Source organism: Longimicrobium sp. (assembly GCF_048594345.1).
In the GTDB taxonomy this organism is placed as follows: domain Bacteria; phylum Gemmatimonadota; class Gemmatimonadetes; order Longimicrobiales; family Longimicrobiaceae; genus Longimicrobium.
This window is the reverse complement of sequence record NZ_JBMDXM010000293.1, coordinates 1-18,650: the sequence shown is the minus strand read 5'-3', so window position 1 is coordinate 18,650 and position 18,650 is coordinate 1. Positions and strand designations below refer to the sequence as shown.

At 69.1% G+C, this 18,650-nt stretch carries 17 protein-coding genes; 15 read left to right on the top strand and 2 right to left on the bottom strand.

What is annotated here, in order from left to right:
- Positions 1-854: 854 nt before the first annotated feature.
- The 11 genes from ACOJUJ_RS30270 (at position 855) to rsmA (ending at position 12,221) form a co-directional block, all read left to right on the top strand.
- A complete protein-coding gene (locus tag ACOJUJ_RS30270) occupies positions 855-2,342 on the top strand; it encodes a DUF4139 domain-containing protein (RefSeq protein ID WP_420130660.1) in 1,488 nt (495 codons plus the stop codon).
- A 406-nt stretch (positions 2,343-2,748) separates the two neighbouring features.
- Positions 2,749-3,276: a 16S rRNA (guanine(966)-N(2))-methyltransferase RsmD gene (gene rsmD, locus ACOJUJ_RS30265; protein WP_420130659.1), complete on the top strand. Its 528-nt coding sequence runs from the start codon at positions 2,749-2,751 to the stop codon at positions 3,274-3,276.
- Positions 3,273-3,776: a pantetheine-phosphate adenylyltransferase gene (coaD, locus tag ACOJUJ_RS30260; protein WP_420130658.1), complete on the top strand. Its 504-nt coding sequence runs from the start codon at positions 3,273-3,275 to the stop codon at positions 3,774-3,776. The genes rsmD and coaD overlap by 4 nt, the downstream gene beginning before the upstream one ends.
- Positions 3,773-4,756, top strand: a complete 984-nt coding sequence (pta, locus tag ACOJUJ_RS30255; RefSeq protein WP_420130657.1) for a phosphate acetyltransferase — start codon at positions 3,773-3,775, stop codon at positions 4,754-4,756. Before coaD ends, pta begins: the two co-directional genes overlap by 4 nt.
- Before the next feature lie 1,007 nt (positions 4,757-5,763).
- Positions 5,764-6,669, top strand: coding sequence for a hypothetical protein (locus tag ACOJUJ_RS30250; RefSeq protein WP_420130656.1), 906 nt, complete (start codon positions 5,764-5,766; stop codon positions 6,667-6,669).
- 179 nt (positions 6,670-6,848) lie between these two features.
- A complete protein-coding gene (locus ACOJUJ_RS30245; protein WP_420130655.1) occupies positions 6,849-7,757 on the top strand; it encodes a hypothetical protein in 909 nt (302 codons plus the stop codon).
- Between the two features lie 31 nt (positions 7,758-7,788).
- Complete coding sequence (locus ACOJUJ_RS30240; protein WP_420130654.1) at positions 7,789-8,688, top strand: hypothetical protein; 900 nt, start codon at positions 7,789-7,791, stop codon at positions 8,686-8,688.
- Positions 8,689-8,863: 175 nt separating this feature from the next.
- Positions 8,864-9,196 (top strand): STAS domain-containing protein, encoded by a 333-nt coding sequence (locus ACOJUJ_RS30235; RefSeq protein WP_331127485.1) that lies wholly within the window; start codon positions 8,864-8,866, stop codon positions 9,194-9,196.
- Between the two features lie 142 nt (positions 9,197-9,338).
- Positions 9,339-9,785, top strand: coding sequence for an ATP-binding protein (locus ACOJUJ_RS30230; protein ID WP_420130670.1), 447 nt, complete (start codon positions 9,339-9,341; stop codon positions 9,783-9,785).
- Between the two features lie 13 nt (positions 9,786-9,798).
- Positions 9,799-11,349 carry a PP2C family protein-serine/threonine phosphatase gene (locus ACOJUJ_RS30225; protein ID WP_420130653.1) on the top strand — a complete coding sequence of 517 codons (1,551 nt, stop codon included), beginning with the start codon at positions 9,799-9,801 and terminating at the stop codon, positions 11,347-11,349.
- Between the two features lie 5 nt (positions 11,350-11,354).
- Positions 11,355-12,221 carry a 16S rRNA (adenine(1518)-N(6)/adenine(1519)-N(6))-dimethyltransferase RsmA gene (gene rsmA / locus ACOJUJ_RS30220; RefSeq protein WP_420130652.1) on the top strand — a complete coding sequence of 289 codons (867 nt, stop codon included), beginning with the start codon at positions 11,355-11,357 and terminating at the stop codon, positions 12,219-12,221.
- Positions 12,222-12,294: 73 nt separating this feature from the next.
- Here the strand turns inward: rsmA and ACOJUJ_RS30215 are convergent, their stop codons facing one another.
- Both ACOJUJ_RS30215 and ACOJUJ_RS30210 read right to left on the bottom strand, forming a co-directional pair.
- The gene (locus tag ACOJUJ_RS30215; protein ID WP_420130651.1) at positions 12,295-12,483 is read right to left on the bottom strand and encodes a hypothetical protein; all 189 of its coding nucleotides are present in this window, start codon (positions 12,481-12,483) and stop codon (positions 12,295-12,297) included.
- A 2-nt stretch (positions 12,484-12,485) separates the two neighbouring features.
- Entirely contained in the window at positions 12,486-12,962 is a 477-nt protein-coding gene (locus tag ACOJUJ_RS30210; protein ID WP_420130650.1) for a type II toxin-antitoxin system VapC family toxin, read from the bottom strand.
- Positions 12,963-13,140: 178 nt separating this feature from the next.
- Here ACOJUJ_RS30210 and ACOJUJ_RS30205 point away from each other — a divergent pair, with 178 nt between their 5' ends.
- From ACOJUJ_RS30205 to ACOJUJ_RS30190, 4 genes are all read left to right on the top strand, one after another.
- The gene (locus ACOJUJ_RS30205; protein ID WP_420130649.1) at positions 13,141-13,761 is read left to right on the top strand and encodes a redox-sensing transcriptional repressor Rex; all 621 of its coding nucleotides are present in this window, start codon (positions 13,141-13,143) and stop codon (positions 13,759-13,761) included.
- Positions 13,762-14,279: 518 nt separating this feature from the next.
- Complete coding sequence (locus ACOJUJ_RS30200) at positions 14,280-16,367, top strand: M13 family metallopeptidase (RefSeq protein ID WP_420130648.1); 2,088 nt, start codon at positions 14,280-14,282, stop codon at positions 16,365-16,367.
- Between the two features lie 233 nt (positions 16,368-16,600).
- Positions 16,601-17,863: an arginine deiminase family protein gene (locus ACOJUJ_RS30195; protein ID WP_420130647.1), complete on the top strand. Its 1,263-nt coding sequence runs from the start codon at positions 16,601-16,603 to the stop codon at positions 17,861-17,863.
- Positions 17,860-18,650 (top strand): PolC-type DNA polymerase III (locus ACOJUJ_RS30190; protein WP_420130646.1); only part of this gene is annotated, 791 nt, incomplete at its 3' end. The genes ACOJUJ_RS30195 and ACOJUJ_RS30190, both read left to right, overlap by 4 nt.

Genomic DNA, 18,650 nt, shown 5'->3' with positions numbered 1-18,650 from the left:
CCGCCAAACCTCACCTGCCGCCGACGGCGGCCCGCTGTCATCCTGAGGGAGCGCACGCCCGGAACTCTCATAACCGCGGATGTTTGCGCGCGACCGAAGGATCTTTGTCGGGTCGCGCCAGGCCCAGCCCTTGGGAGCCGTTTAAGGCTCTCGGTCAGGCAGGCAAGGTCCTTCAGTCGCCGCCATGGATCCTGCCAGCGCATGGAATTGCGCGGCGGCTCCTTCAGGATGACTGATCTTGGCGGCGTTCAGAGATCGACGACCCTCAATCGCGAAACCAGTCATCCTGAGGGAGCGCCGCGCGAAACCCTAACCTGCACAAACGGCTGCGCGCGACCGAAGGACCTTCTCTCCGCCATCGCGGGGCCCGCTCTTCGGCGCGAATCCAGCTCCATGGTCGTGCCGGCAAGGTCCTTCAGTCGCCGCCATGGATCCTGCCGGCACATGGAACTGCGCGGCGGCTCCTTCAGGATGACTGATCTTGTGGCGTTCCGGGATCGGCAACCGTCAATCGCGAAACCAGTCCTCCTGAGGGAGCGCCGCGCGGATCCGTAACCTGCACAAACGGCTGCGCGCGACCGAAGGACCATCTCTCCGCCATCGCGGGGCATGCTCTTCGGCGCCAATCCAGCCCCGCGGTCGTGCCGACAAGGTCCTTCAGTCGCCGCCATGGATCCCCCAGCGCATGGATTCGCGCGGCGGCTCCTTCAGGATGACTGATTCGCGGATTGTAAGGATCGGCGACACACCCGCTGACGCGGCTCCGGCTCCCGCGCCGCTCCGCTGTCCAAGGCGGGGCGGCGCCGCGCGTTGACGGGGTACACATCCATCATCCACGCACTCCGGGAGAGCGCATGCGCATCCGCCTGTCCGTGCTCGCCGTCCTGCTTCTCGCCGCCCCGCCGGGGTGGGCGCAGGAGCCCGTCGTCTCCACCTCCGCCGAATCGCGCAGCGTCTCGCTGACGGTCTACAACCAGGGCTTCGCCATCGTCCGCGAGCGGCGCGACGTGGCGCTGGCGGCGGGGATGAACCGCGTGCGCTACCAGGACGTGGCGCAGCTCATCGAGCCCGCCACCGTGAGCATCCAATCCGCCAGCGTACCCGGCGGCGTTTCCGTCCGCGAGCAGAACTACCAGTACGACCTGATCGGCACGCAGGCCATCCTGGAAAAGTCGGTGGGCCGCACCGTCCGCTTTCGCCGCGTGCTGCCGGGCGGCGGCGTAGAGGTGGTGGAAGGGACGCTGCTCAGCGCGCCGTCGCAGGGAATCGTGGTGCGAACCACGGACGGGCGGCTGCTGCTGAACCCGGAGGGCGCGGTGGAGGTGGCGGAGATGCCCGGCGGGCTGATCTCGCGCCCGTCGCTGTTCTGGCTGCTGCAGTCCGCGCGCGCCGGTACGCAGACGCTGGACGTTTCGTACCTCACCCAGGGGATCGGGTGGAGCGCGGACTACGTGGCCGTGATCGATTCCGCCGAGGCGTCGGTGGACCTGACGGGATGGGTGACGCTCAACAACCGCAGCGGGACGACGTACCCCGAGGCGCAGCTGCAGCTGCTGGCCGGGAACGTCAGGCGCGTAACGCCGATGATGGCGCGCCGCGCGGGGCAGGTGACACTGGATGACATCGTGGTCACCGCGGCCCCGCCGCCCCCGCAGTTCGCCGAGGAGGCGTTCTTCGAGTACCACCTGTACACGCTGGACGGCCGCACCACGCTGGCGAACAACGAGACCAAGCAGATGACGCTGCTCAGCGCGGCGGACGCGGGCGTGACGCGCCAGCTGGTGTTCGATTCCCAGCGGCACTGGGGATGGTACGCGCAGCCGGGAGCGGGCTTCCGCACCGAGGACGTGCGCGGCGCCGTCATGCTGCAGCTGCGCAACTCGCAGAGCAACCGGATGGGGATGCCGCTCCCCGCCGGCGTGGTGCGGCTGTACAAGGCCGACGCGCGCGGCAACCTGCAGTTCCTGGGCGAGGACCGCATCGAGCACACCCCGCGCGACGAGATGGTGCGGCTGTACGTGGGCGATGCGTTTGACGTGGTGGCCACACGCCGCACCGTCACCGAGCGGCAGCTGCGGCTGGACCGCGAGGGGCGCGAAATTCCCGACGAGGGCGGCATGTGCCGCGGCTGCCGCCATGCGTGGGAGTTCACGCAGGAGATCGTGGTGCGCAACCGCAAGGACTCGCCGGCCGACGTGCTGCTGACGGAGCACCTGGGCACCCAGTGGCGGCTGATGTCGCAGAGCCATCCGCACCGCCGCAGCGACGCGTCCACGCTGGAGTTCGAGCTGCGCGTCCCGGCCCGCGCCGAGGTCACCGTCACCTACACCGCACGGATCTGAGCCCGCTGAAGGCGAGGAACAGACGGTGGGGATGGTGGGTGATCACGAGCCATCCACAAGCGTTGATTTCCGGACGGCGGCGCCGCTCCGCGCCCTGCCTGCACGATGGACCTTGGCGCCGACCGAAGCATCTCGTCTGCCCCGCGCATGGCTGAGATCCGAGCGTCTCAGCCAGCACCCGGGTGATGGCGGCGAGCTCCCTCAGTCGCGCGCAAGCGATTGTGTCGCTTTCGGTTCCGTGTGGCACTCTCTCGGGAAATCAACGTCTTGCCGAGGGATGGGAATCTGGCTGGATGCCGGACGAAACGCGGACGCGTCCCCGAAGGCCGCTTGCGTGGAGGCGCCCGAGACCGCATTTCAAGTCGGTCGCGGGCGCCGTTTCATCTGACCACCAGCAGCACACGCCGTGAGGATTGTCGCGGGGGAGTGGGGGGGACGCCGGATCGCGGCGCCGCCGGGGCGGGCCACGCGGCCGACGACGGACCGCGTTCGCGAGGCGTGGATGTCCGTCGTGGCGCCCTACCTGCCGGGCGCGCGGGTGCTGGACCTGTTCGCCGGATCGGGCGCGCTGGGGCTGGAGGCGCTCTCCCGCGGCGCCGAGCACGCCGTCTTCGTGGAGCAGGCCCCCGCCGCGCTGACCATCCTCCGCGCCAACCTCACCACGCTGGCCGCGGACGATCGCGCGGAGGTGGTGCGGATGGACGCGGTGAAGTACGCGTCCGGGCTGCAGGCGGACGCGTTCGACGTGGCGTTCGCGGACCCGCCGTACGGGCAGGGGTTCGCGCAGGCGCTGGCGGAGGCGTTCGCGCGCACGCCGTTCGCCGGGCTGCTGTGCATCGAGCACGGCCGCGACGATGCCGTCCCCGACCTGCCCGGCGCGCGCACCCGCCGCTACGGCGACACCTGTCTCACCTTCATCCCCGCCCCCGAATGAGCACGGAGCGCGTCGCCGTCTGTCCCGGGTCGTTCGATCCCGTGACCCGCGGCCACGAAGACATCATCCGCCGCAGCTTTCGCATGGCGGACCGCGTGATCGTGGCCGTGGCCTACAGTGCCACGCAGGCCAAGCAGGGAATGTTCACGGTGGACGAGCGGGTGGAGATGATCCGCGAAACCTTTGCCGACGAGCCGCGCGTGGTCCCCATGTCGTTCCAGGGGCTGCTGGTGGATTTTGCGCGGGCGCAGGGCGCCGACCTGATCGTCCGCGGGCTGCGGGCGGTGTCGGACTTCGAGTACGAGTTCCAGATGGCGCTGATGAACCGCAAGCTGTGGGACGGCATGGAAACCGTCTTCATGGCGCCGGACCTGGAGCACCTGTACCTCTCCTCGTCGCTGGTGCGGCAGATCGCCTCCCTGGGCGGCGACGTGTCGCCGTTCGTCCCCCCCACCGTCCTGGCCCGGCTCCAGGCAAAGTTCAACAAACCGGCATCATGAGCTTTCTGGACGACGTTCAGGCGCGGGCCAAGGCCAACCCGCGCCGCATCGTGCTTCCCGAGGGCGCCGACGAGCGCATCCTGGTCGCCGCCGCGCGCCTGGCCCGCGACGGTCTGGCGCACCCGACGGTGCTTGGCGGGCCGGAGATCGGCGCGGAACTGGAGCGGCTGGGCGCGCGCGGCGTGGCGCTGGTGGACCCGGCGCACGATCCCCGCCGCCCCGCGCTCGCCGCCCGCCTGTACGAGCGGCGCAAAGCGAAGGGGCTCACGGAGGACGAGGCGTTCCGCAAGTCCGCGGACCCGCTGTACTTTGGCCCGCTGCTGCTGGGCGCGGGCGAGGTGGATGCCTGCGTGTCGGGGGTGATGAACACCACCGGCGACGTGCTGCGCGCGGCGCTCTGGGCCGTGGGGCCGGCGCAGGGGATCCGCACCGTCTCGTCGTCGTTCTACATGGTGGTTCCGGAGTTCCGCGGCGCCGGCGAAGAGGTGCTGACGTACTCCGACGCCGCCGTGGTCCCCGATCCCACCGCCGAGCAGCTGGCCGACATCGCCGCCGCCGCCGCCGACGCCCGCCGCCGCGTGGTGGGCGACGACCCGCGCGTCGCGTTCCTCTCGTACTCCACCAAGGGGAGCGCCGAGGGGCCGCTGGTGGACGAGGTGCGCCAGGCGCTGGAGATCTTCCGGCAGAAGATGCCCGGCGTTCCGGTCGATGGCGAGATGCAGGTGGACGCGGCGCTCATCGAGAGCGTGGGCGCGCGCAAGTCGCCGGGCTCGCCCGTGGCCGGCAAGGCGAACGTCCTCATCTTCCCGGACCTGAACGCCGGCAACATCGCCTACAAGCTCACGCAGCGCCTGGCCAACGCCGAGGCCGTAGGTCCCATCGTCCAGGGCCTGGCGCGTCCGTGCAGCGACCTGTCCCGCGGCGCCGACGCCGACGACATCGTCAACGTCGCCTGCATCACGGCGCTGCTCGCGGGCTGATCCGCAATCCTGAAGGAGGCGTGTGTTTTCCTGACGATACTGACACAAGCCTGGCCGTTGACGTCCTGAGAGCGCGTTGAGAAAGCCTCAGTTGTTCTTCCAGAAGCACACTGTCATCCTGAGGGAGCGCACACCCGTAACTTTCAAAATCACAAAAGTTTGCGCGCGACCGAAGGATCTTTGTCGGGTCGCGATGGGCCAGCCCTCGGGAGCCGTTCAAGGCTGAGGGAGCGCCACACGGAACCGTACCCCACACGATCAGTCGTGCATGTGACTGTGTGACGTGTGGTTGCACGTGGTGCGCTCCCTCGGAGAATGTTGAAGACCTCAGTTGTTCTTCCAGAAACACACTGTCATCCTGAGGGAGCGCACACCCGTAACTTTAAAAACCACAAAAGTTTGCGCGCGACCGAAGGATCTTTGCCGGGTCGCGACGGGTCAGCCCTCGGGAGCCGTTCAAGGCTGAGGGGGCCCACACGGAACCGTACCCCACACGACCAGTCGCGCACATGTGACTGTGTGACGTGTGGTTGCACGTGGTGCTCTCCTCGGAGAGTGTCGAAAAACCTCAGTTGTTCTTCCAGAAGCACACTGTCATCCTGAGGGAGCGCTCACCCGTAACTTTCAAAACCACAAAAGTTTGCGCGCGACCGAAGGATCTTTGTCGGGTCGCGACGGGTCAGCCCTCGGGAGCCGTTCAAGGCTCCTGGTTCCGCGGGCAAGGTCCTTCGATCGGCGCCAAAGCATTGTGCATAAGCGGATTGCGGAGCGGCGCCTCCCTCAGGATGACGGGAGAGGTCGAGGTTTCAACATCCTCTCCGGATGGCTGGCTTTTGGATGTGGTGAGGTTTAGCAGCACCCTCAATCAAATCGCTGTCGTATTTTCCGATCGGGTCCGCCGCATCTGACGGAACCCGCGACGGGCTTCCGGGTTCTTCCCGCGCCCGCCGCCCTCCGGCGACGGAGCCGACCGCAGTGCATCCTCATCCATCCAGGGACGCGCTTTCATGATCTCCCCGCTTCGCCACACGCACTCGCTTCTCGCCGTCGTCCTCTTCAGCCTGATCCTGGCACCCGTCTCCGCAGCCGCGCAGCTGACGTTTGGCGGTATCCCGTGGGGCACGCCGGTGGACTCCGCAACGGCGGCCATCCAGCGTGCCGGCTACGTGCCGCGGGGGCAGGACCAGAATGGCGACTGGCTTTTCCTGGGCCCGGATAGCGCTGACGTCGTCGCCATGTTCGACTCCGCGGGACTGGTGGGAGTGGGCCTGGACTGGTTCAAGGCGCCGGATTCGCTTCCCGGACTCTACACGCGGGTGGCGGATGCGATGGCGGCCGACCTGGGCCCGCCGGCGGACCGCTTGAGCGACGTGGCGGAACGGATATCGAACTGGTACCTGGATGGCGTGAACGTGATGCTGTACCTACGGCCGCGCGGCGACGGGCTGGACAGCCTGCTCGTGGCGCACTACGGAGGTCCCGGGTGGGACGCCGAGTTCGAGCGGCGCCTGGCCGCGCAGCAGGCCCGTCTGGATCACGAGTACGCGGAGGGCCCCACCGACAGCATTCTGATGGGTGCCTGGCTCACCCTCCACAACGACAACACCGCGCGGATACAGGTGGATACGGCGGCGTACGTGGTGCTGGGCGACAGCCTGTTTGGAGTGCGGCTGCTGTACCATTGGGCGCAACCGCGCCGGCTGGAGAACGGGATGATCTACGATGGCGCGCACGTGCAGATGGAACTGGAGTGTGGCGCGCGGGAGGCGATGCTGGTGCACACGGTTCCCGTCTACGGGTACCAGACCCTCACCCCCAGGGACGGACCCTGGTGGCTGCCACCGCTCCCCGGTACCTACCACCCGCACGTCGTCGCCGCCGCGTGTGACGCGCTCGCCCGCCAGCCGCGATAGGACGGCGCGCTCCACGTACGGGGGCGCCCGGTCAGCCCGTCAGACCTGGCGCTCAGAGAGGCTAGCCGGCGAATCCGCGCCGGGGGCGGCGATCCCGCATCCCTGCCACCGCCTGTGCCGCCGTGAAACGCAAGCCGAGGCGGCACGGCGAACCATCATCCCTGAACCTGACGACACCGATGCCCCGCTCCTTCATGCGGCCGATCCTTCTCGCCCTCGCCCTGGCCGCGGCGCACGCCGCTCCCGCAGCCGCGCAGCTGACGTTCGGCGGCATCCCCTGGGGCACGCCGGCGGATTCGGCGACGGCGGCCATCCAGCGCGCCGGCTACGTGCTGCGCGGGCAGGATCAGGACCGCGACCACGTCTTCGGCGACGCGAGCGGCGGGGACCTGGTGACCATGTTCAACTCCGCCGGGCTGGTGGGCGTGGAACTGCGCTGGGCGCGGCCGGTGCACGCGCTCCCCGCCCGCTTCACGGCGCTGGCGGATTCGCTGCGCCGCGCGTTCGGCTCGCCGGACGCAGCGTCGGGGGAGGACGAGGAACCGGCGATGGACTGGGAGCGGGACGGGGTGCGCCTCTCGCTGTTCCTGTTTCCGCGCGGCGTCGGAATGGACAGCCTTCTCTCGCTGCGTTACGAGGGACCCGGCTGGGAGGCCGAGTTCGAGCGCCGCAACGACGCGGATCGGGAGCGGGATGCGTACGAGGAGGAAAACGGCCGCGCCGACACCACTTCGTACGGCGACTGGCTGATCGCCTACAGCGACTTTCGCGACCTGACGCGGGTGGATACCACCCGGTTCACGCGCCTGGGCACCCGGCTGTACGGCGCGCGTTTTCTGGACAACTGGTTCCAGACGCGCCGGCTGGAGAACGGGATGATGTACAACGGCGCCCTCACCGAGGTGGAACTGGATTGCCGGCGGATGACGACGCGCCTGCTGCGCACCATCCCCCTCTACTCGCATCGCGCTCTCCCCGCCATCGAGGGCGAGACGTGGCTGCCGCCGATGCCCAACGCCAACCACGCGCGAGCCGTGCAGCGCGCCTGCGAGGCGCTGGGGCGGCAGCCGTCCCCGCCGTCCCGCTGATCGTCATCCACCGCCTGAATGGATCCGGCCCATGATTCGCTCGCGCCTCTCCTCCGCGGCGTGCGTGCTCGCCCTCTCCGCGGCCGCCGCGGAAAGCGCGGCCGCGCAGCTCACGTTTCACGGTCTCCGCTGGGGCGCGCCCGCAAACGAGGTGTCGGAGCGCATCCGCGCGGCGGGCTATCCCCTGCGCGGAAGGGATCAGTGGGGCGACCTCGTCTTCAGCGCTCCCGCGGGTGGCAGCCTGGTGGCGTGGATGAGCCCCGCCGGGCTGGTGGGCGTGGAACTGGAGTGGAAAAACGAGCCGCCCGGGCGGCTTCCCGCGCGCTTTGCCCGGCTGGCCGATTCGCTGCAGGCGCGGTATGGGCGGGCCACGAACCAGGACGAGACGCTGCGCGCCTGGCTGGACCGCGAAGGGTCGATGTCGCTGATCCTGGAAACCAGGGTGGATTCGGTGCTCCTGCTGTACCACTCCAGCGTGGACAAGTCGGACGAGATCGACCGGCGTGACTCGGTGATGACCGCCACGCGCGAGCAGGCGCGCCAGACCGGCGCCGACAGCGTCTGGGGGGGCGCATGGCAGCCCGCGACCGACGACGAGTGGCCGGACCACTACGTGGACATCCTGCACGTTGTGGTGCTGGGCCCGCGGATGTACGGCGCGCGCATGCTGAAGCGGGCAGGGTTTCCGGAGCGCCTGGAGAACGGGCTGCTCTATGACGCCGCCGTCACCGAGGTGGAGCTGGACTGCGGAGCGGGGCGGTCGCGCCTGCTGCGCACCCGCCCGCTGTACCTGGAGCGTTCCACGCCGCCGATCGAGGTGCCCCCGTCCGCGCGCCGGTGGGTGCAGCCGGGGCCGGGAAGCCAGGAGGAACGGACGATCCGCGGCGCGTGTGCCGTGCTGGCGCGGCAGCCGCCGCCCGGTGCGCGGTAAGGTGGCGGGAGGGTACAAACCCCGCACGCAACGGTTGCGCGCGGCAGGCGGGTGCCGTACCGTGTGTCGCATAGGGGACGCGGCCCCGCCCCGGGTGGGGCGAGGATGGCACTGGCCTTGCTCCGCGCCCCTGGTGATGCGGTTTTCCCCCGGACCTGAGGATCATTGAGGAGCCATGAGCTTCCAGACGAGCAAGAACAACGGTGTGGTGGTGGTGGACGTGGACGGGCAGCTCATCGTGGGCAACCGTCAGGAGCTCAAGCAGAAGGTTCTCGATGAGCTGGAGGGGGGAGAGCGCAAGTTCCTGATCGACTTCTCCAACACCGGCTACATCGATTCGTCCGGCCTGGGCGTGCTGGTGAGCCTGTCCAAGAAGATCCGCGAGCAGGGCGGTGAGCTGCGCCTGGCCAACCTGAACGAGGACCTGCGCACGCTGTTCGAGCTCACCAAGCTCGACACGCTGTTCAGCATCGCCGACACGCGCGACGAGGCGCTGGCGGGGTTCTGATCCAGGCGCCCCCCATGACCCATCCGCGGCGCGGCCGCTCCGGGGCAGGACTGCCCGGCGCGGCCCGTTCGTGCCACCGACCCATGATGTCGCACTCCACCACCCGTTGCCGCGCCCCGCGCCGGGGGACCCGGTGACCCCCATGGCCGGCGCCGAAGCCTGCGCGTTCGTGCTGGAACTGCCCAGCGACCCGCGCGTGATCGAGACCGCCGTGGCCTACCTGGTGGACCGGCTGCGCGCGTACGACTTCAACGGCTCCCGGCTCAACCTGAACTTTCGGGTGGGCGTGGCCGAGGCGCTGGCCAACGCCATGATCTACGGCAACGGCAGCGACCCGGAAAAGCGCGTGCGGGTAGAGGTGGAGCTTTCGTCGCAGGCCGTCGCGCTGCAGGTGCACGACGAGGGCGACGGCTTCGACGCCACCGGCGTTCCCGATCCCACCCTTCCCGAGAACCTGGACGGCACCGGCGGCCGCGGCATCTTCCTGATCCGCGAGCTGATGGACGAGGTGCAGTACACACCGCCCGGCAACTCGGTGCGCATGGTGTTGCGGCGCGAGCACGAACTTCGCCGCGCCGCCGGACAGTGAGCCCCCTCCCGAGGTGATTACGGCAGCTCCTTCCGTTCCCCGCCTTCCCGCTTCGGCGCGCGAGGTGCTCGGCGACCTGCGCCGGGCCTGGGACGGCGTGCGCGTATGGCAGCGCGACGGCGCCGGCGGCTGGGTTGGCGTGGAGGGGACCGACGAGCTTCCCGGCGACGGAGCGGTGGACGTTCCCGGCGTGCCGCTGCGGCTGGAGATCCCCGGCGCGCCCGACGACGAGGCGCGTGGCGCGGCGCGGTTCCTGGGCGCCACCCTGGCCCGCGTGGCGCGCCACGACGACGAGATGCGCTCCTTCAGCCGCGAGATCGCCGAGCGGTACGAGGAGATCACCCTGCTGTACTCCATCAGCGAGATCCTGGGCTCCATCATCTCGCTGGAAGAAGCGTCGCGGACGATCCTGGAAGAGGTGGCGGGGATCCTGGGCGCCAGCCGCGCCTCGCTGTGGGTGCACGACGGCGACCGGCGCCGGCTGTACTTGGCCGCCGTGGAGGGCGGGGAGGGGCAGACGCACCCGATCGACGTGGACGATCCCTGCTCCATCACCGCCGCCGTGTTCCGCGAAGGCCGCGCCGTCATCCTGGCTCCCGGCGAAGAGTACCAGCGCGACGACTGCCCCGGCGGCGAGCGGCAGCGCGGCTCGTTCCTATCCGTTCCCGTGAGCTACACGCCGCCGGAGGGCGAGGCGCGCGCCGTGGGCGTCATCAACCTCATCGGCCGCGGCGGCGCCGACGGGTTCAGCGCGGGCGACATGAAGCTGCTGTCCGCCATCGCCAGCCAGATCGGCGCGGCGGTGGAGAACAACCGGCTCATCGAGGAAAGCCTGCGGCAGGAGCGGCTGGTGCGCGAACTGGAGCTGGCGCACGACCTTCAGCTCAAGCTTCTTCCCCCGCTGGAGCAGTTCGCCGACTACGCGCAGGTGGGGGGGCGATGCGTGCCGGCGGAGTCGGTGGGCGGCGACTTCTACCACCTGTTCCGCCTGCCCAACGGCCGCCTGGGGGTGCTGATCGGCGACGTGAGCAGCCACGGCTTTGGCGCGGCGCTCATCATGGCGCTGACCATCAGCGCCGTGGCCATCCACGCCAGCGAGGGCGACGCGCCCAGCCACGTGCTTCACCGCACCCACCGCGCGGTGATCGACGAGCTGGAGAACACGGAAATGTACCTGACCCTGTTCTACTGCGTGATCGACCCCGCCGCGGGGACGCTGGCCTACTCCAACGCCGGCCACAGCCACGCCTTTCGCATCACCGCCGACGGCCAGCCGCAGCGGCTGGACGCCACCGACCCGCCGTTTGGCATCGTGGACCGCGATACCTATGGTGAAGAGACGGTGGCGTGGACGACGGGGGAGGACCTGCTCTTCCTCTTCACCGACGGCCTGTCCGACGCGCTGGACGCCGGCGAGGTAGAGGGCGAGCGGGTGCTGGTGGACGAAGCCGCGCGCCTGCGCGCGGACGATCCCGCGTCCATCATCGAGCGGCTGTTCGTGCGCGCCGGCGAGGCCACCCACGTTCCCCCCGACGACCGGACGGCCCTGGTCGTCCGCTTCTGAGCTCCGTGGCCCGCCCCGACCGTCCCGGCCAGCCGCCCCGCGCCAAGAAGTCGCTGGGGCAGAACTTTCTGATCGACCCCAACGCCCAGCGCCGCATCGTCGACGCGCTCGATCCCACCCTCGCGGACGAGGTGATGGAGATCGGGCCGGGGCAGGGCGCGCTCACCCGGCACCTGGCGGAGCGCGCGGGCCGGTTGGTGCTGGTGGAGCTGGACGACGAACTGGCGCGGCGGCTGCAGGCGGAGTTCGCGGGGAACGACCGCGTGCGGATCATCCACCGCGACGTGCTGCAGGTGCCGCTGGAGGAGGTGACGGACGATCCCGCGCGCCTCAAGGTGATCGGCAACATCCCCTACAACATCACCACGCCCATTCTCTTCCGCCTCCTGGAGCGCCGGCCCCGCCCGCGCGAGATCGTGCTGATGGTGCAGAAGGAGGTGGCGGACCGCATTCTGGCCGAGCCCGGGAACAAGACGTACGGTGCGCTGGCCGTGGGCGTGCGCGCCGTCGCCGACGCGGAGCGGGTGATGAACGTGGGCCGCAAGTCGTTCCGCCCCGTCCCCGACGTGGAATCGTCCGTCATCCGCATCGTCCCGCACGATCCGCCGCGGGTGGCGCAGCAGGACGAGCGCTCGCTGCGCCACCTGACCCGCGCCGCCTTTGGCCAGCGCCGCAAGCAGTTCCAGCGCATCCTCCGCGATGCCTACGGCCTGTCGGTTGAACAGGTGACGGCGCTGGGCGCGGAGCTGGGGATGGACCTGCAGTCCCGCCCCGAGTCCTTTGCCCCCGACCGCTTCGTCGACCTTGCGCGCGCCTTGCGCGAAAGGAGCGCTCTACCGCCTGAGATGTCGGCTGGGGACGTGGACGAGTGAAAAGAGGGGGACGCCTGGCCCAGGCGTCCCCTTGTTTCAGTCGGCCAATCTGGCAGATTCGGGCTTGAGCTTCTCACGCGGCGTCAGACTTCCGGGCATCGATCTTTCCGATCGGCTGGTCCACATAGCGTACCCCGCGCCGCCGCTTGTCCTCAGCGGTTGCCTGGAGATGCGCGAAATACGCATCCAGGTCGTAGCCAAAGCGTGCAAAAATCCTTTGGCGCGTCTTACGGACCTCGGCAACAATCAGGTCTTCCGGCATGGTTATCCTCTCAGCAAGTCCTTGGGCGTGCAGAGCACCGGCAGCTCGAACCCCCGCAAACGACAAGCCTGCAACAATTGCGGCTTCAACGCGGGATTGGCGATGTGCTTGCAATTCCACGTAAGAAGATACCCAACGTTGTATACGGCCGCGAACGCGACATGAAGCGTATCCGTGATCGCCCGTGGCGGGAGCTTGATCCGAGCCTGGATTTCGCTGGCCAGGACTGAAACTCCCGGGAGCGGAAGAAGCAACTCACTGCCGGCGAGCAGCGTCATCCTGCGCGCGGCCATGTTCGGGTCGCCGTCTGCTGCTTCCTGCAGGACGGTTTCCGAGGTGAACAGCGCATAATCGTGCCGGCGCGTGTTCCACCACTCGTGCGTCAGGCGCTGGTTGGCAGCGGTGACCGGGTGCCCGCTGCGGTCCGCGGCCAGGTAGCTGACGACGCTCGTCTCGATATATAGGGTCGGCTTGTCCATTCGTAAAGCATGGCGAGGCAACAGGTGTTTCGCAGGGTGTGGCGGTAAGTGGGCCTCAGAGTTGGCGGGTTCGGTATGAGTTGACGCTCGGGGCTCGCGCGCCTATCTTGTGAAGAATTTCACAAGACCGGGCGAAGTGCGATCCGCCCGCCCGCGGGAGTGGGTTTCGAGTGGCTGTATGAAGAAGATCTCCGAGTCGGCCGTGCGCCGGCTTTCGCTGTACCTTCGCCTGCTGCAGGAGGCCGACGCCGCGGGCGCCGAGACCATCTCCAGCGGTGAGCTTGCGGAGCGGGGCGGCACCACCAGTGCGCAGGTGCGCAAGGACCTTTCGCTCTTCGGCTCGTTCGGCAAGCGGGGGCTGGGGTACTCCGTGCAGGAACTGCTTTCGCGCATCCGCAGCATCCTGGGGCTGCAGAGCAGCTGGCGCGTGGCGCTGGTCGGCGCCGGCAAGCTGGGGTCGGCGCTGTTCAGCTACCGCGACTTCGAGGCGCGCGGCTTCAACATCCGCGCGGTGTTCGACTCCGACGCGCGCAAGGTGGGCACGCAGTGGGGCGGCCTGTGCATTCGCGCGGACGAGGAGATCGACGCCATGGTGCGCGCGGAGGAAATCGACATCGCCATCGTTGCCGTGCCGGCCGACGCGGCGCAGCAGGTGGTGGATCGCCTGGTGAAGGCGGGCGTGCGCGGTATCCTGAACTTTGCTCCCGCGCGCCTCAAGGTGCCGCGCGGCGTGGCGCTCAAGAACGTGGACGTTACGCTGGAACTGGAAGGCCTCTCCTTCGCGCTCAACAGCCGCTGACCGGAGCCGGCATCCCGAATTGCGGAATCGAATGAGGACGCGGGGAGTCTCCCCCCCGCGTCCTCATTCTTCGCCCGGTCTCCGCCGGATCGAGAGCGGGCGGATGGTTTTCCAGATCGCGCATCAGGTGGAGCGGACCGCCTGCTCCCGTGCACTTCGGACGCTCATCTGCCGATCCGCATCCCTCCTCAAAAAATTCTCATGGCCCCCTGCCGCATTCCGTCCACTTCCCGTTTCCGACACCCTCACAAAAGATCGCCACTCGTCGACAAGCGCACCTGCACCCGACACCTGGGATCCTAGACTCGGACCGCGCGTGTAGAGGAAGCGCCACGAGAAAACTCCGTTGACTCCGTTGACTCCGTGTGATGCCCAATCTTTTTCCGAACTCGCGGTCACGATGAAACCCGTCCGGCGCGGCATCCGTCCATGCGCGGGCCTGTACCGGAGCGGCGGGACGACGTACGTTCCCCGCGCTCGGGTCGTCGCATCCACCCGCATCATCCCCAATCGATCGTATGACATCCATCAAGACCGTGCTGGCGCCCGCATGCGCGCTGGTGCTTTGCGGCGCGTGCGCAACGGCGCCCGCACCGCGGACCACGCCGGCCGCGAACGCGGACTCCGCGCCCGCGCCCACGACGGCGGCGTTCAGCAGCAACACGGGCGGCATCGACCGGCGCAACCTGGACGAGAGCGCCCGCGCCTGCGTGGACTTTTACCAGTACGCCAACGGCGGCTGGCTGTCGCGCAACACCATTCCCGCCGACCGCAGCTCGTGGAGCACGGGGAGCGAACTGGTGGAGCGCAACGATCAGCTGCTGCACCGCATCCTGGACGACGCGGCGGCGTCCGGCGCGCCGCGCGGCAGCGTGAAGCAGAAGGTGGGCGACCTGTACGCCAGCGCCATGGACACGGCGCGGCTGGCGTCGCTGGGCGTGGAGCCGATCCGGGCGGACCTGGCACGCATCGACGCGCTGCGCGGGCCGGAGGAGCTGCAGGCGCTGGTGACCGGCTACCACCGGAACGGCGTGCAGATGCTGTTTGGCGCGGCGGTTGAGGCGGACCTGCGCAACAGCGGCGTCAACATGCTGTACGTGGTGCAGGGCGGGCTTGGCCTGCCGGAGAAGGACTACTACCTGCGCGACGACGAACGCTCCGTGCAGCTGCGCCAGCAGTACGTGGAGCACGTGGCCAACACGCTGGCGCTGGCCGGCGCCACCCCGGACGCGGCGCGGGCGCAGGCCGAGCGGGTGATGGCGATGGAGACGCGGCTGGCCCGCGCGTCGCTGGGCGCGCTGGAGTTGCGCAACCCGGCCAACTTCTACAACCCCGCCACGCCCGCCCAGGCCGACAGCGTGACGCCGCGCTTCAGCTGGCCACGCTACCTGCAGGGGATCGGCGTGCAGGCGGAGCGCTTCTCGTTTCCGCACCGCGCGTTCTTTGCCGAGCTGGACCGGATGATGGGCGACGTGCCCATGGACGACTGGAAGGCGTACCTGCGCTGGAACCTGGTGCGCACCTCGGCGCCGTACCTGAGCCCGGACTTTGAGCGCGAGAACTTTCGCTTCTACAGCACGGTGCTACAGGGCACACCCCAGATGCAGCCGCGGTGGAAGCGCGCCCGCGCCAGCGTGGACAACCTGGTGGGCGAGGCGCTGGGGCAGCTGTACGTGGCCCAGGCGTTCCCGCCGGAGGCCAAGGCCAAGGCGCTGGCGATGATCGAGGACATCCGCGCCGGGCTGGCGGAGCGCCTGCGCACGCTGGAATGGATGGGTCCGCAGACGCGCGAGCGGGCGCTGGCCAAGCTGGCCACGTTCGATCCCAAGATCGGCTACCCGGACCGCTGGCGCGACTACTCGGCGCTGGAGATCGAGCGCGGCGACTACTTTGGCAACGTGCGGCGCGGGGCGGCGTTCGAGGCGCGGCGCCAGTTCGCCCGCGTGGGGACGCCGGTAGACCGCAACGAGTGGGCGATGACGCCGCAGACGGTGAACGCGTACTACAACCCGCTGCGCAACGAGATCGTGTTCCCGGCCGGCATCCTGCAGCCGCCGTTCTTCGACGCGTCGGCCGACGACGCGGTGAACTACGGGGCCATGGGCGCCATCATCGGCCACGAGATCATGCACGGCTTCGACGACCAGGGCAGCCAGTTCGACGCGCAAGGCAACTTCGCCGACTGGTGGACGGCCGAGGACAAGGCCGAGTTCGCCCGCCGCACGCAGGTGCTGGTGGACCAGTACGCCGGCTACGTGGCGGTGGACAGCCTGCACGTGAACGGGCAGCTTACGCTGGGCGAGAACATCGGCGACCTGGGCGGGCTGATCGTGGCGTACGCGGGGCTGCAGCGGGCGCTGGGCACCGGCCCGCGCACCCCGATCGACGGCTTTACGCCCGAGCAGCGCTTCTTCCTGGCGTTCGCGCAGGCGTGGCGCGGCATCACGCGCGACGAGGCGATGCGCGTGCAGGTGCAGACCGACCCGCACTCGCCGCGCCGTTTCCGGGCGGTGGGGCCGGTGTCGAACATGCCCGAGTTCGCGCGCGCCTTCAACTGCCAGCCCGGCGACCCCATGGTGCGCGAGACCCCCGTCCGCATCTGGTAGGGCGGAAAAGACGGTAGGTACAGAGGAACAGACAAAAGCCAGAGGCGCAGAGGAGCCGATACCCATCTTTCCTCTGTATCTCTGGCTTTCTCTGTTCCTCTGTATTCCATCCTCTGTTCGAGGCTCGCGCGTAAGACCGTGTCGGACAGGGAGTGGATGGAGCTCGTCGTTGGGGACCGCGGTGGGGCGGGCTCCGTTGCCCGGTTCAGCGGGTCTGGCTATGTTCCGGGGCTATGAGCGAGACGAACAAACCTTCGCGGCCCACGGTGCGCGTCACCTCCGAGATCGGTGCGCTGCGCACGGTGATCCTGCATACGCCAGGGCCCGAGCTGCTCGCGGTTACGCCGTCCAACCGCGAGCAGTACCTGTACGACGACATCATCGACCTGCGCCAGGCGCAGGCCGAGCATCAACGCTTTCGCGCCATCCTGTCACGCTTTTCCGAGGTGCTGGACGTCCGCGACCTGCTGGCCGAGATCGTGGACGAGCGCGAGGTGCGCAGGTTCTTGGTCAACCGGGTGACGGAGGTGGCGTCTTCCGAACCGCTGGGGGGCGAGCTGTACGAGATCCCCGGCGACCAGCTGATCCAGCAGTTCATCGAGGGCAAGGAGGCGGTGCAGGGGCCCATCAGCAAGCTGCTGCACAAGGTGAGCTACGAGCTTCCCCCGCTCCCCAACCTGTTCTTTACCCGCGACGCCGCCATGGTGGTGAACAACGCGGTGATCATCGGGGCCATGCGCTACGCGGTGCGGTGGACGGAGGAGCTGCTGATGAAGGCGCTCTTTACCTACCACCCGCTGCTGAGCGGCAACGCCGGCTACATCTACGACGGCACCGAAGAGCACCGCAGCGACTACACCATCGAGGGCGGCGACGTGCTCATCATCCGCCCCGACCTTGCGATGGTGGGCCTTTCCGAGCGCAGCAGCCCCGCGGCCATCGAGGGGCTGGTGGACGGGCTCAAGGAAAAGGGCGGGATCGACCACGTGATCGTCGTGGTGCTGCCCACGGACAGCCCGGCCATCCACCTGGACATGATCTTCACCATGGTGGACCATACGCACTGCGTGGTGTATCCGCCGTACTTCTTTGGCCCGCAGCGGCTTCCCGCGCTGCACTACCGGCCCGGTGGCGAGGGCGTAAAGGCGTACGACGACGTCTTTACCGCGCTCAAGCAGGTGGGGATGGAGCTGGAGCCGGTGTGGTGCGGCGGCCAGCACCCCACCCGGCAGGAGCGCGAGCAGTGGAGCAGCGGGTGCAACTTCGTGGCGGTGCGCCCCGGCGTGGTGCTGGGCTACAGCCGCAACGAGGCCACCATGCGCGAGATGGAGCGCGAGGGCTTCAAGGTCATCGACGCCATCGACTTCCTTACCGGCGCCACGGAGTTGGAGGACGACGACCGGGCCGTGATCGCCTTCGAGGGCGCCGAGCTGGTGCGGGGCGGCGGCGGCGGCCGCTGCATGACCATGCCGGTCTGCCGGGAAGACGCCTGGTGAGCCAGCTGATGTTTCCGCTGGACAACGTGCGCCTGGAGCGCGACGGCTCCCTCACGGACCGCGCGCTGCGGGTGCTTTCCGCGCAGCCGCTGCCCTCCGTGGAGGTGGCGCACCGGGTGCTGGGCATCACGGGCGGGGCGGGTGCAGCCGCGGCGGCCGTGTTCACCCTGCTGGGCGGTGATTCACGCTTTTGCGTGGACGCGCAGGGCGTGTGGTCCGTCGCCACCACGCCCGTCCGTCCGCTCCACACGGAAGGCGAGGCGGAGGCGCCCGTCGGGCCCGTGCGGCTGCTGCGCGACGAGCGCTGGGTGGTGGTGGACGTGGAGACGACCGGCGGCACCCCCACGCGCGGACATCGCGTGACGGAGGTGGCCGCCGTTCGCGTGGAGGGCGGCCGCATCGCCGACACCTGGTGCAGCCTGGTGAACCCCGAGCGGCCCATTCCCGGCATGATCACGTCGCTCACGGGCATCAGCAACGCCATGGTGGCCGAGCAGCCGCGCTTTGCCCAGGTGGCCCGCGTCCTGTCCGGCGCCCTGGAGGGGTGCGTGTTCGTGGCCCACAACGCCGCGTTCGACTGGCGCTTCGTGAGCCACGAGCTCAACATGGCCACCGGAATGACGCTCAGCGGGCGCCAGCTGTGCACGGTGCGCCTGTCGCGCCGCCTGCTGCCGCAGCTGCCGTCGCGCTCGCTGGACGGCCTGGCGCACTGGTTCGGCCTGGAGGTGGAGAACCGGCACCGCGCCCTGGACGACGCCGTGGCCACGGCCAAGGTGCTCATCCGCCT